The following is an 11,584-nucleotide window of genomic DNA, read 5'->3' on the forward strand; positions in this document are numbered from 1 at the left end:
CCGCCATGACCACTCCGCGCCTGATCGTCGTGCAGGGCAGCTACCGGCAGATGGGCGAGCAGCTCGGCGCGCAGACCGCCGACCTCATCGACCGCAGCCTCGCCACCTACGTCGGCCGCTTCCACGACGACGCCGGCCTGTCCGACGCCGACATCGACCGCTGGGGCCGGATCTACCTCGACGTCGCCGAGTCCTATGTCCCCGAGATCGCGGCGATGCTCCACGGCATGGCCGGCGGCTCCGGCCACCCGGCGCACCGCCTGGCCGCCCTCAACGCGCGCACCGAAATGCTCTACGGCACCGGCTACCGCGACGAAGGCTGCACGTCGGTGTCCGTGCTGCCGCGCTACACCGCCGACGGCCACACGCTGCTCGCGCAGAACTGGGACTGGCACCCGGAGCAGGCCGAGGTCACGTTCCTGCTGGCCACGCGCGACGAGTCCGGGTTCTCCGTGCTGTCGCTGACCGAGGCGGGCATGCTCGCCAAGAGCGGCCTCAACTCCGCGGGCCTGGGCGTGTGCGCGAACCTGCTGATCTCCGACCTCGATCACGGCGGGCGCGGCGTGCCGTACCACTACCTGCTGCGCGGCGTGCTGCAGTCGCCGACGATGTCCCTGGCGCACAAACGGTTGCTGCCCGTCGAGCGGATTTCCTCGGGCAACGTGCTGCTCGCCGACGCGGGCGGCGAGTCCATCGACTTCGAGCTTGCACCCGGCGTCTTCGGCACACTGCTGCCGGAGCAGGGGCTGATCACGCACTCCAACCACTTCCAGGCGAACCTTCCGTTGCAGGACAGGAAAGCCGCCACGAGCGCGTTGACGCAGTTGCGGCCGGCCCGGGCGCGGCACCTGCTGGAACCCGCGCTGGACGAGCGGCGCGTGCGGGTGGCCGACGTCGTGGCGACGCTGCGCGACGAGTGGTCGTTCCCGGACGGCATCTGCCGCCACCCCGACCCGGACGTGCCTGCGGCGGAGAAGTTCTGCACGGTGTACTCGCTGGTGATGGATCTGACCGACCGGGTGCTGTGGATCGCGCCCGGGCCGCCGAGCCGGCACGCCTACACCCGCTGGGACCTCGACCGGCTCTTCGACGGCACTCCCGCCGGACGCACCGAGTTCGAGCCGGAGGAGGTCGCCGTCGCATGAGCCCCACGGTCTGCTTGACGTTCGACTTCGACGCCATCTCCCTGTGGATCGCGCGTGGCCAGGTGACGCCCGGACCGGTGTCGCGCGGGGAGTTCGGCGCGTACGCGATCGGCCGCATCCTGGACCTGCTGGAGCGCCACTCGGTGCCGTCGACGTTTTTCATTCCCGGGCACACTTTGGAGACGTACCCGGCGCAGTGCTCGGCCGTCGCCGCGGCGGGACACGAGATCGCGCTGCACGGCTACGCGCACGAACCGGTGTCCACTTTGGATCGGGATGCCGAGCTGGCCGTGAACCGGCGCTCGGCGGCGTTGATCGAGCAGCTCACGGGCGCGCCGCCGGCCGGGCACCGGACGCCGAGCTGGGACTTCACCGACAACACCGTCGAGATCCTCGGCGAGCTCGGCGTGGAGTACGACTCTTCGCTGATGGGCACGGATTTCGAGCCGTACTTCGCGCGTTCGGGGGACGTCTGCGATCCCGGCGGTCCTTATCAGTTCGGGGCCGCCTCCTCGATCGTCGAGCTCCCGGTGTCGTGGACCCTGGACGACTACCCGCACCTGGAGTACCTGCGCCTGCCGCAGGGCGTGATGCCGGGGCTGCAGGACGCGGACGCGATGTTCGGGCGGTTCCTGCGCGACGTGCGCTACATGACCGAGACCGTGCCCGGCGGCGTGACCACGGTGACGCTGCACCCGCAGGTGGTCGGCCGCGGTGCGCGGATGGCGGCGCTCGAGCGATTCGTCGTCGGCTGCCGGGAGCTGGGTGTGGAGTTCGAGCGCTGTGTGGACGTCGCCCGACGGTTCCGGACCGTCCTCGAAGGACGGTGACCCGTGGCGAAATCGGTGCTGCTGCTGGGTTCCCGCGGTGGCTTGGGCCGGGCGACCGGCTCGCGGCTGACCGCGGACGGGTGGACGGTCGTCGGTGCGGACCTGCCCGAGCTGGATCTGGCGCGGCCGGACGTGGCTTCGGCGGTGGCGCGCTTGCAGGGTGCACACGGTGGGTTCGACGCGCTCGTGCACGCGGCGGGCCTGTACCCCGCCGCGCCCGTCTCGAACGGCGACGAGGAGCTGTTCGACCGGGTCCTGACGGTGAACGCGCGCTCGGCGTTCGCGGCGGGCGCGCAGTTCGTGCGCGAGCGTGTGGCCGCGGGGCGACCCGGGGCGATGGTGTTCGTCAGCAGTGGCGCGGCGACGCGGGCGCGGCCGGGCACCGCCGTGTACGCCGCGTCGAAGGCCGCGTTGGACGCGCTGGTGCGGGCGTTCGCGCTGGAACACGGGCGCGACGGCATCCGCTGCAACGCCGTCGCGCCCGGTTTCATCGACGTCGGCTCGCAGGTGAACCCCGTGCCGCGCGCGTACGTCGAGGGTGTCGAGGCGGCGAGCGTGAGCGGGCGGCTGGGCCGGCCCGACGAGATCGCCGCGGCCGTCGCGTGGCTGCTGAGCGAGGACGCGTCGTGGGTCAACGGGCGCTCGGTGCCGGTCGACGGCGGGGACGGCATCGGGTCGGTGACCGGGCCGTCGTGGCTCAGCTGAGCAGCGCCGGCGCCAGGCGGCGGTGGGTGCCGCCTTCGATGCGGTAGACGAGGTGGGGGTGGCCGCGGGTGGGGTCGCCGGTGTCGTCGGGGTAGCTCAGGCCGCGCTGGCCGCGGCCGAGGAACTGGTGCGCGCCGGTCACGCCGAACGACGCGACCGACCGCAGCTGCCGCCGCACCGCCGCGAAGTCCCACGGCCGGCTGACCTGGCTCCACACCTGGGCGAGCACGTTGACCATGTCGAAGTGCACCGCCGCGGCGCCCAGGCCGGGTTCGCCGCCGTAGGCCGCGCGGTAGCGCTGTTCGAACGCGTGGCAGGCGGGGCTGTCGACGTTGCCGATGACCGTCGACCACAGCAGCCCGTCGGACAGCGAACGGAACCGGTCCGTGAAGCCGGGGGCGGCGGGCGACCAGGCGACGTGCACGAGCGTGCGGTCGCGCAGCGGTTCGGCGGCGGCGAGGAACGCGCGCAGCGTCGGCTCCGGAAAGCTCGACAATGAGACGGCGTCGGCTTTCGCGCGCTCCAGCTGCCGCACGATTGCGCTGAAATCGCGGGTGTGGTCGGGCACCGGCTCGGCGAACACCAGCTCCCAGCCCGCCCCCGCGGCGTGGCGCTCGACCTGCTCCGGGATCGACGCGTCGAACGTGCTCTCGCGCGGCAGCACCGCCAGCCGGCGTCGGCGCCCGTGGTCGAGGTGGGGGAGCGTGCGCAGAAGCCCCGGCACGTAAGCGGATTCGGTGGAACAGACCTGGAACACGGCGCCGAGACCGCGCGGGTCCGCGTGCACGTCGTCGGACAGCGCGGGCCCGGTCATGCTGTGCAACACGGGTGCCCCGGCCGCGGCCGCCGTCGCGATGGCCCTGCGCGCGTAGCTCAGCGGGAAGTTGCCGAATACGACGGCGTCCACGCCGCGCCCTGCCAGTTCCTCGACGGCGTCCAGCAGGCCGTCGGGCGTCGCCCCGAGCGCCACGTGCTCCACCTGCCGCCCCGCGACGCCGCCCCGCGCGTTCAGCTCGGTGACGGCCAGCTTGTCCCCGCGGCGCATCGCCACGACCTCGGGGCCGGCGGCCGCCGCGTAGACCGCGCCGATGAGCGCGGGACGGGGCTTGGTGGTGCGCGGCTTTGTCCTGGGTTTCTCTTGCAGGAGCGCCATCAGCGTCGCCGGCAGCACCAGTTCCCTGGTGGGCAACGGCGCCGCGTACGCGTCGTGCTCGGCCAGCAGCGTCGCCACGGTGACGCGGGAGTTCGTGCCGGTCTTGGTGAAGATGTGCTCGAGGTGCGTCGCCACCGTCCGCCGTGAGCACTGCAGCGCCCCGGCGATGTCCTGGTTGCCCAGCCCACCCGCGACGGCCGTGGCCACCTGCAGCTCACGCACGGTCAGCCCGAACGGCGCGGCGGTATCGACCACGTCCAGCCGCGCCAGCCGCCCGTCGCCGTCGGTGACGTCCACGACCACCCGGCGCGCCACGTCGTCCGCCACGTCGAGGTACTGCACCGACTGCCCCCGCAGCACCCGCACGGCCCGTTCGGCCACGGCGACCAGGTCGCGCCGCCTCCGGAAGAACGCTTGGTCATTGCCCCTTCCGGCCCCGGCTTCCGGCTGCAGCCACCGCCGCGCCGCGACGTCGTGCTCCCGCGTCACCACCAGCCGTCTCCCTTCGTGGGGCAGAGGGGAGTATCCCAAACGCGCGCCGGTTCGGCGCTGTCGTTCGCCGGGGCTGGGTAGGGTTCTCCGGGATGAATCGGACATATGGGGGCAGCATGGGATCTGCGGCGTTTCCGGGCGCGCAGCTTGCCGATTCGGAGTACGGCGGCGCGCTGACCGCGTTTTTCGACCACGGCATCCTGGTCGTCGAGGATGTCGAGACCCCGGGGCGCCACGAATCCTGGGACCCCGGCGCGGAGCGGTTCCACCTGGACGTCGACTCCCTCTACGTCTTGGTGCGTCCCTCGGCCGCCGGCCCGGTTCGCGTCGAGGTCTTCCACGACGAGGCGCCGCCGGAGTTCACCGAGGGCCTGGTGCCGAAGCTCGAAGGCGTTCTCGAGACACCTTCGTCCGCGGTGACGGTGCACGACTTCGACGACAGTGCCGAGCTGCGCGTTGGTGTGTTCTCCCGGGCACAGGATCTGAAGATGTTCGTCGGCGACGGCAAGTGGCCCGACCGGGTCGTGATCGTCCTGACGGCCCGCTGAACCACCGTCGCCGCTGGTGCGGGGTGCCCGAATCGGGCAGAGTCGGCGGTATGCGTAGATTCCTGACCGCCGGGTTGCTGGCCGGCTCGTTCGCCCTGGTCGCCCTCGCCGTGCCCGCTACCGCGGCAGCGGCCGTCCCACCCGGGTGGTGTCTCGGGCCGGGGCCGTGCACGGTGACCACCGACGGCTGGTGCTTCGGTGACACGCCGTGCGATCGCGTCCACAGCCCCGACGGCTGGTGCCTCAACCCGTCCGAGGACATCTGCCGGCGTTATTGACCCGGACCGTGCAACCTCCGGGACCACCCGGCTCGTATGGGACGGCGACGAGAGGGGTGGCGTGGCGGATCGGGCGAGTTTCACCGACGTGGCGCGGGACCGGGCGCCGCGGTGGCGGCGGGTGTCGTTCCTGCTGTGCGGGGACTGGGCGTTGGCCGAGGACATCGTGCAGGTGACGTTGCTGCGGCTGTACAAACGCTGGCACCGCCTCGACCCGGCGGGCATCGACGCCTACGCGCGCCGCGTCATGGCGCGGCTGGCGATCGACGCCGCGCGCCGGCCGCACCGTCGGGCGGAGGTGCTGACGGCGCCGCCCGAGCGGCCGCGCGCGGACGTGGTGCCCGACGACGGCGCCGACGTCCGCGCCGCGCTGGACACGCTGGGGTCCCGGCAGCGGGCGGTGCTGGTGCTGCGGTTCTACTGCGACCTCTCGGTGGCTGACACCGCGAAGACGTTGCGCATCACCGAAGGCACCGTGAAATCCCAGTCGGCCCGCGCTCTCGCCACCCTGCGGACGCTGCTGTCGGAAGGAGCCAGCTCATGACCCGGGACCTGCTCGACCGGGCTCTCGGCTCCGACGAACCGCCGCTGGGGCTGGACTTCGAGGCGATCGAGGCCCAGGGCGCGCGTTCGGTGCGGCGCCGGGTCCGGCTGGCGCTCGCCGGCACGGCCGCGGTCGTGATCGGGGCCGCGTTGGGGGCGGTCGCGGTGCTGCAGCACCCGCAGGCGTCCCCGGCGTCGTCCGGGCAGATCACCTACGCCAAGCCCAACGACCGCGAGATCGCCTACTGCTACCACACCGCGGACATCACGAGCGACGCGCCGGGCCAGCACGTCGGGGCCGGGATCAACGGCAACAGCCCCAACGGCCGCGGCGACATCGCTGCCGTGATCATGGACATTTGCGCCACGGCCTGGAGAGACGACTACTACGAATGGCACAGCCCCACCGTGCCGCCGCTGGTCGCGTGCGTCCTCACTTCCGAGGCGGTCGAAGCCCAAGCGGGCGCCGTGGCCGTGTTCCCCGGCGACGAGCGGACGTGCGCGGCCATGGGCCTGCCCGTCGCGGACCTGAACCGATGACCGACCCCGCCTGGCTCCGGGCCCAATGGGACAAGTACGCCCCGCGCTACGACCGCAGCATCGGCTTTCTCGAACGCCTCCAGTTCGCCGGCGGCCGCGAATGGGTCTGCGCGCAGGCGAGCGGAGACGTGCTGGAGGTGGCCATCGGCACGGGGCTCAACCTGGGCCACTATCCGGCCGACGTCCGCGTGACCGGTCTCGACCTCAGCCCGGCCATGCTGGAGCTGGCGAAGCGTCGCGCCGACGACCTCGGCCGGCCCGTGACGCTGCGCCAGGGAGACGCCGAAGCGCTCCCGTTCCCCGACGCGAGCTTCGACACCGTCGTCTGCACCCTCGGCCTCTGCGGCTTCCCCGACGACCGCGCCGCCCTCGCCGAGATGCACCGCGTCCTGCGTCCGGGCGGCGCGTTGCTGCTGCTCGACCACGTCGGCAGCCACCACCGCCCGCTGCACTGGGCCCAGGGGCTCCTGGAACGCGTGACCCTCCGCCAGATCGGCGACCACCAGACCCGCCGTCCCCTGCCCCTCGTCATCGACGTCGGCTTCGAGATCACGAAGGCGGAGCGGCTCAAACTCGGGACGGTGGAACGGCTCGCGGCCCGCAAGCCGGCCTGAACACGACGGTGGTCCCGGCCAAGCGGCCGGGACCACCGTCAGCAGAACGTCAGCAGCTGATGCTGCCCTTCCGCAACGCGTGCCCGCCGTCGTTGCTGTCGTCGGACCAGTACACCGGCTTCGAGCCGCCCGAGCACTCGCTCGCGGGGGCGACGGAGAAGCCTTCGTTGTTGTAGTTCGACATCCCGCTCGGCCGGTTGTACACCGCTGCCGTCGTGAAGGAGCCCGACGAGACCTGGAACGTGCGGTGCTGCCCGTCGCACGTGTCGTCGCAGACGGCCCACAGGCGGGAGGCCTGCGGTTCCCACTGCAGCTCCATCACGCCGTCCATCCCGCTGCTGAAGGAAGCCACGCGGGTGAACGCGCCGGAGTCCTGCAGGACGTAGCCGTAGATCATGCCCGTGCCCTCGACGCCGACGAAGAACACGCCGCCGGTGTGCGAGCCGTAGCGGCTGGGGGAGTAGGCCGCGCCCGTGGAGGAGTCCTTGAAGCCCGCGGCGGTCAGCGACGCGTCCGGCACCCAGGTGACGCCCTCGAAGCCCGAGTTGGAGTCGACCGACGGCAGGTCCGACGTCAGGTTCCATTCCTGCGCCGCGTTCAGCGTGGTCGCCGAGCCGCTGACGTCGTAGCGCAGCACGGACAGCCGGCTGGTGCCGGACTTGTCGCCGTCGCGCTCGGTGGCCACGAAGACGCCGGCCGAGGAACCGGAGCCGGTGACCGTGACGCCCTCGTCGTCGGGCGTGCCGGAGCCGTTGGGGAAGTGCAGCTTCTTGCCCGAGGAAAAGCCGGACGCGGTGTCCGGCTTCCAGCCGCCGGAGCCGTTGGACACGAGGCGCCACAGCTTCCCGGAGTTCTGGGCCGCCCACAGCACGCTGCCCTCTTGGTACAGACCGGAAAGGTCCTCGCCGAAGACGTTCGACGCGTCGGCCGTCGACACCGAACCGCTGCCCGGCCACGCGACCGGCGAGGTGCCTTGGCCCGCGCCGCCGCACGCGTTCGGCCCGCCCAGCGTCAGCGCGGACGCCTGGCGGAACGAGCCCGTGCCGTCGGGGCAGCGCGACCACGACGGGTCGGAGTGCTCGTCCCAGCCGAAGCTGTCGACGAGGGTGCTGCCGTTGGCGAGGTAGAGGCGCGCCTCGTCCTCGGAGCCGAGGCCGAACGCGTCGTGCACGTCGAACGCGCGGAACGCGCCCGGCGCCAGCGTGGTGCCGGACGGGATCTTGAACTTCGAGCCGTTGTCGTCGTCCTTGAGGATCCACCCCGAGAGGTCGGCGGTCGCGGTGCCCTTGTTGTAGAGCTCGATCGAGTCGTTGACGTCGCCGGTCGTCACCACCTCGTTGATCCGGACGTCGTCGGCGGGCGCCGCACCGGCCGCGGGCGCGGTGAGCGCACCGAGGACCAGCACGGGTCCGGCGACGGCGACGAGGGGGCGACGGAGGCTGCGGTGCCACCGGCGAACGCGTGAATCGGTCACGGAATCCGTCCTGAGGTCGGGGAACAGGGCCACCCGACAGTTCCGACCCGGGCCGAACACGCGCCCTCCCGCGGATGATCGCGGTGTGAACGCTGGACGAACGCGCGAACTCGGTGGCTCGCCGTTCCACTGTGTGGTTACCTCGGCCGGTGAACGTGCTCCGTCTGGTCCCGTCGGTACGCCCGGGTGAGGTATTCCTCGGAGGCGCCATCCGGACGCACCGCGAGTACCTCGACTTCGAGATCGACGGCGCGCGGCTCGGCGAGTCGTTGCGTTCCCGGGGCGACGACGTCATCGCTGTCGCGCCCGCCGATCTCGGCCTCGACGCGCTGCCCGACGGCCGCGTGCCGTTGTTCGTCTGCCCGGAGTGCGGCGATCTCGGCTGCGGCGCGGTGACGGTGATCGTCGAGCGGACCGCCGACGAGGTCGTGTGGCGCGACTTCGGCTGGCAGACCGACTACGACCCCGAGGTGTCCCGCGAGAGTTACGCCGGGCTGGGGCCGTTCCGCTTCGCGCGTGCGCAGTACGACGCGGTGTTTTCCTGACGGTGCGCGGGAACGCCGAAGGGACCCCTGGGGATCCCTTCGGCGCTCTCGTTTGTTGTGCTTGCCGGTTGTGCTTGCCGGGTCAGCCGGCGAGGCGGATCGAGGCGACCTGGCGGTCGAAGCCGATCTTCTCGAGGTCGGGCGCGTCGCCCGTGATCAGCATCGACTTGCCGGTGCAGCCCGCGCCGGTCCAGATCTTGTAGGTGCCGTCGGCGTCGATGGAGCGGACGAGGTCGGGGTTGCGGACCTCGTTGCAGCCCTTGTCGCTGGCGACCTGGGAGCCGTCGGGCTCGGAGAAGTTCTTGCCGCTGTCGAGGAGGGCGAAGGTGGAGGTGAGGTTGGCGTTGGCGGTGCCGCCGTTGTTGCCCCCGTTGTTGTTTCCGCCGTTGCCGGTGCTGCCGTTGTTGTTGCCGCTGGTGTCGTCGCCGGCCAGCTTCACCGACACGGTCTTGTTGTCGAAGCCGAGCTTCGCGAGGTTGCTCACGTTGCCGGTGACGGTGATCGACTTGCCGGTGCAGTTCGCGCCGCTCCACAGCTTCAGCGTGCCGGTCGCGGTCAGCGACGAGGTGACCTTGGGCCGGGCCAGCGTCTGGCAGCCCTTGCCGGAGATGCCCTGGGAGGCGCCGTTGTCGGAGAACGCGGCGTCGTCGAAGAGGGTCGCGCTGGTCGCGCTCAGCGCCCCGGCCGGCGCGGCCGCGGCGGCGCGCAGGTTGTCGGCCCCCGCCGGTGCGGTCGTCGCGCCGTCGCTGCCCGCGCCGCACGCGGACAGCACCGCGGCACCCGCCGCGGCGAAAGCGGCCAGGAACATCGCCTGCTTGCGGAACATGAGAACACTCCCCGTTGTCCTTGGCACCCGGTTCGTCCGGGCGACTCGACGAGGACACGGCTGCCGGATCCCGTGCGGTTCACCGGTTCCGGAAGTTTCTTCCGACCGAAGTGGACGCCCCGGCCCTCACCGCGCCGACCGGTCCGCGTGCTCGGGCTCGTGGTGCTCGCGCCCGAAGTCCGCCGGCCGGATCGAATGGCCGCGCCGGTTGTACGGCTGGAACAGGTACTCGCCCTCGATGCGCACCCCGTCGTCCAGGTACCGCAACCACAACCCCACATACGCCACCGCGATCCCCGGCACCGCGTACCCGGGACTGTCGAACCACCCGGCCACCGTCCCCACGACGGCGGCCGCGACGAGCCCCAACCCCAACGCCAGCCACCACGCCCGCTTGCGCCACGTGGTCCGGACGTCCAGCACCCGCACCGGCACGCCCGCCCCGCAGAACCCGCACGCGAGCGTCACCTCCACGACCCCCTCCCCACGCCGCACGGGAATCGGGAACATCCGGTACACGCTCCGCCCGCCGCTCCCCGGGCCCACGTAATGCGCCAACCGCGCGGACGGCAGCTCTCCCGACTCTGGCCACGGGCCGCTCTTGCCCCATCGCGTAGTCGCTGTGCGCCCGTAAGCTTCGGGACGTGAAGATGGAACCGGTCGACGTCGATCACCTGGGTGATCGAGTCGGTGCGTGGCTGCAGTGCGTTCTCGAAGGTTCTCCTCCGGCGGTGCGGCGCGCAGCGAGTTCGATTTCGCGCTGGGGTGTGCTGGAGCCGCAGGGCGTGCGGGTGACGGATCTCCTCCGGGGATTCGGGCGTACCGCGGACTTCCCGGCCGCCGCCGACTTCTTGCGGGCGACCGTGGACTTTTCCGCGGTGCTGGTGGAGGACCGGCTGAGCCGTGCCGGGGATCCGAACGTGTATCCGGCGGACGAGGTTCCGGCGATGCCCGCGGATCCGGCCACGCTCAAGCACGACATCCTCCAGGGCCGCGTCCGGAACGTCGCCGGTGTGGTGATCTCCTGCTGCGACGGCGAGACCGTCCTCGTCTCGCGGTGAGTCAGGCCTCCAGAAGCCGCCAGGCGGTGAGGGCCAGTTGGGCGCGCGCGGGGCCCGTGGGGGAGACCAGGCTGTAGCCGAGGGTTTTGCCGAGCTGGTCGAGGCGGCGGGCGACGCTGCTGTGGTGCAGGTGCAGCACGTCGGCGGCGCGGCGGACGGAGCCGGTGGCGCAGTAGGCGTCGAGGGTGTTCAGGTCGTCGGCGGCGAGGCCGGCGAGGGCGGCCACGTCGGTGTTGTCGCGGGCGGCGTCGCCGGGGACGTGGGCGAGCAGGGCCAGGGCGCCGAGCGAGCAGTAGTCCACGACGGGCTGCCGCGGGGTCGTGAAGCGCAGCGCCGTCCGGGCGGACAGCCACGAGCGCGGCAGCGGCCCGGGAGACCCGATCCCCGCCCGCACGTCCGGCGGGAAGCGCGAGGCGTCGACGGCGGTGAGGAGCAGGACGCCCACCTCGCCCAGCGGAGCCGCCTTCACGGGGCGCCCGGGGCTCACCAGGGCGCCGAGCTGGTCGAGAGGCAGCGGCGAGCGCACGGCCACGACGCGCACGGCCGCGCCGGCCGGGTCGATCGCGTCCGCCGCGAAGCCGAGCAGGCGCAGGGCCCGCGCGCGGGCGGCGTCGTCGGTGCCGGGGCTGATGGCGAGCTCGACGAGGGCCGGGTCGGCCATGGTGGTGTGGGCGGGGCCGTAGCGTTCGACGACGGCGGCCGCGGCGATGGCCAAGCGGTCGAGCAGCAGCCGGTCTAGGTGTATTCGGCCGTCAGGTTGGTGGCAGTCGACTGGTGGGTGGATGCCCGCCGAGTGCGCTGTGGCGGCGTTGAGTGTTGTAGTGCTGGAG

Annotated in this window: 15 protein-coding genes; 10 read left to right on the forward strand and 5 right to left on the reverse strand. The window is 72.2% G+C overall.

Annotation, left to right across the window (positions count from 1 at the left end):
- Positions 1–5 precede the first annotated feature (5 nt).
- From ACFY1H_RS35320 to ACFY1H_RS35330, 3 genes are read left to right on the forward strand one after another with little or no spacing between them, the layout of a single operon-like run.
- On the forward strand, positions 6–1,145 hold the full coding sequence (locus tag ACFY1H_RS35320; protein WP_386953738.1) for a C45 family autoproteolytic acyltransferase/hydolase: 1,140 nt from the start codon (positions 6–8) through the stop codon (positions 1,143–1,145).
- On the forward strand, positions 1,142–1,975 hold the full coding sequence (locus tag ACFY1H_RS35325; RefSeq protein WP_386953741.1) for a polysaccharide deacetylase: 834 nt from the start codon (positions 1,142–1,144) through the stop codon (positions 1,973–1,975). Before ACFY1H_RS35320 ends, ACFY1H_RS35325 begins: the two co-directional genes overlap by 4 nt.
- A gap of 3 nt (positions 1,976–1,978) precedes the next feature.
- Positions 1,979–2,680 (forward strand): SDR family NAD(P)-dependent oxidoreductase, encoded by a 702-nt coding sequence (locus ACFY1H_RS35330; protein ID WP_386953744.1) that lies wholly within the window; start codon positions 1,979–1,981, stop codon positions 2,678–2,680.
- Here ACFY1H_RS35330 and ACFY1H_RS35335 read toward each other — a convergent pair.
- On the reverse strand, positions 2,673–4,325 hold the full coding sequence (locus ACFY1H_RS35335) for an ABC transporter substrate-binding protein (protein ID WP_386953747.1): 1,653 nt from the start codon (positions 4,323–4,325) through the stop codon (positions 2,673–2,675). The genes ACFY1H_RS35330 and ACFY1H_RS35335 overlap by 8 nt on opposite strands.
- A gap of 116 nt (positions 4,326–4,441) precedes the next feature.
- On the opposite strand from ACFY1H_RS35335, the gene ACFY1H_RS35340 reads away from it, so the two are divergent.
- The 5 genes from ACFY1H_RS35340 (at position 4,442) to ACFY1H_RS35360 (ending at position 6,848) form a co-directional block, all read left to right on the forward strand.
- A complete protein-coding gene (locus ACFY1H_RS35340) occupies positions 4,442–4,873 on the forward strand; it encodes a hypothetical protein (RefSeq protein ID WP_386953749.1) in 432 nt (143 codons plus the stop codon).
- Between the two features lie 50 nt (positions 4,874–4,923).
- Positions 4,924–5,151: a hypothetical protein gene (locus ACFY1H_RS35345; RefSeq protein WP_386953752.1), complete on the forward strand. Its 228-nt coding sequence runs from the start codon at positions 4,924–4,926 to the stop codon at positions 5,149–5,151.
- Positions 5,152–5,212: 61 nt separating this feature from the next.
- The gene (locus tag ACFY1H_RS35350) at positions 5,213–5,695 is read left to right on the forward strand and encodes an RNA polymerase sigma factor (RefSeq protein ID WP_386953755.1); all 483 of its coding nucleotides are present in this window, start codon (positions 5,213–5,215) and stop codon (positions 5,693–5,695) included.
- Entirely contained in the window at positions 5,692–6,234 is a 543-nt protein-coding gene (locus ACFY1H_RS35355; RefSeq protein ID WP_386953758.1) for a hypothetical protein, read from the forward strand. The genes ACFY1H_RS35350 and ACFY1H_RS35355 overlap by 4 nt, the downstream gene beginning before the upstream one ends.
- The gene (locus ACFY1H_RS35360) at positions 6,231–6,848 is read left to right on the forward strand and encodes a class I SAM-dependent methyltransferase (protein ID WP_386953760.1); all 618 of its coding nucleotides are present in this window, start codon (positions 6,231–6,233) and stop codon (positions 6,846–6,848) included. Before ACFY1H_RS35355 ends, ACFY1H_RS35360 begins: the two co-directional genes overlap by 4 nt.
- Before the next feature lie 49 nt (positions 6,849–6,897).
- Here the strand turns inward: ACFY1H_RS35360 and ACFY1H_RS35365 are convergent, their stop codons facing one another.
- Complete coding sequence (locus ACFY1H_RS35365; protein WP_386953763.1) at positions 6,898–8,322, reverse strand: lamin tail domain-containing protein; 1,425 nt, start codon at positions 8,320–8,322, stop codon at positions 6,898–6,900.
- A 149-nt stretch (positions 8,323–8,471) separates the two neighbouring features.
- Here ACFY1H_RS35365 and ACFY1H_RS35370 point away from each other — a divergent pair, with 149 nt between their 5' ends.
- Positions 8,472–8,867 (forward strand): hypothetical protein, encoded by a 396-nt coding sequence (locus ACFY1H_RS35370; RefSeq protein WP_386953766.1) that lies wholly within the window; start codon positions 8,472–8,474, stop codon positions 8,865–8,867.
- 82 nt (positions 8,868–8,949) lie between these two features.
- Here ACFY1H_RS35370 and ACFY1H_RS35375 read toward each other — a convergent pair whose 3' ends face one another.
- Positions 8,950–9,693, reverse strand: a complete 744-nt coding sequence (locus ACFY1H_RS35375; protein WP_366578405.1) for a hypothetical protein — start codon at positions 9,691–9,693, stop codon at positions 8,950–8,952.
- A gap of 126 nt (positions 9,694–9,819) precedes the next feature.
- Positions 9,820–10,167: a hypothetical protein gene (locus ACFY1H_RS35380; protein ID WP_386953769.1), complete on the reverse strand. Its 348-nt coding sequence runs from the start codon at positions 10,165–10,167 to the stop codon at positions 9,820–9,822.
- 170 nt (positions 10,168–10,337) lie between these two features.
- On the opposite strand from ACFY1H_RS35380, the gene ACFY1H_RS35385 reads away from it, so the two are divergent.
- The gene (locus ACFY1H_RS35385) at positions 10,338–10,754 is read left to right on the forward strand and encodes a hypothetical protein (RefSeq protein WP_386953772.1); all 417 of its coding nucleotides are present in this window, start codon (positions 10,338–10,340) and stop codon (positions 10,752–10,754) included.
- 1 nt (position 10,755) lies between these two features.
- Here the strand turns inward: ACFY1H_RS35385 and ACFY1H_RS35390 are convergent, their stop codons facing one another.
- On the reverse strand, positions 10,756–11,415 hold the full coding sequence (locus ACFY1H_RS35390) for a helix-turn-helix domain-containing protein (RefSeq protein WP_386953789.1): 660 nt from the start codon (positions 11,413–11,415) through the stop codon (positions 10,756–10,758).
- Positions 11,416–11,584 lie beyond the last annotated feature (169 nt).

The sequence above is a fragment of the Amycolatopsis sp. NPDC001319 genome (genome assembly GCF_042896185.1).
In the GTDB taxonomy this organism is placed as follows: domain Bacteria; phylum Actinomycetota; class Actinomycetes; order Mycobacteriales; family Pseudonocardiaceae; genus Amycolatopsis.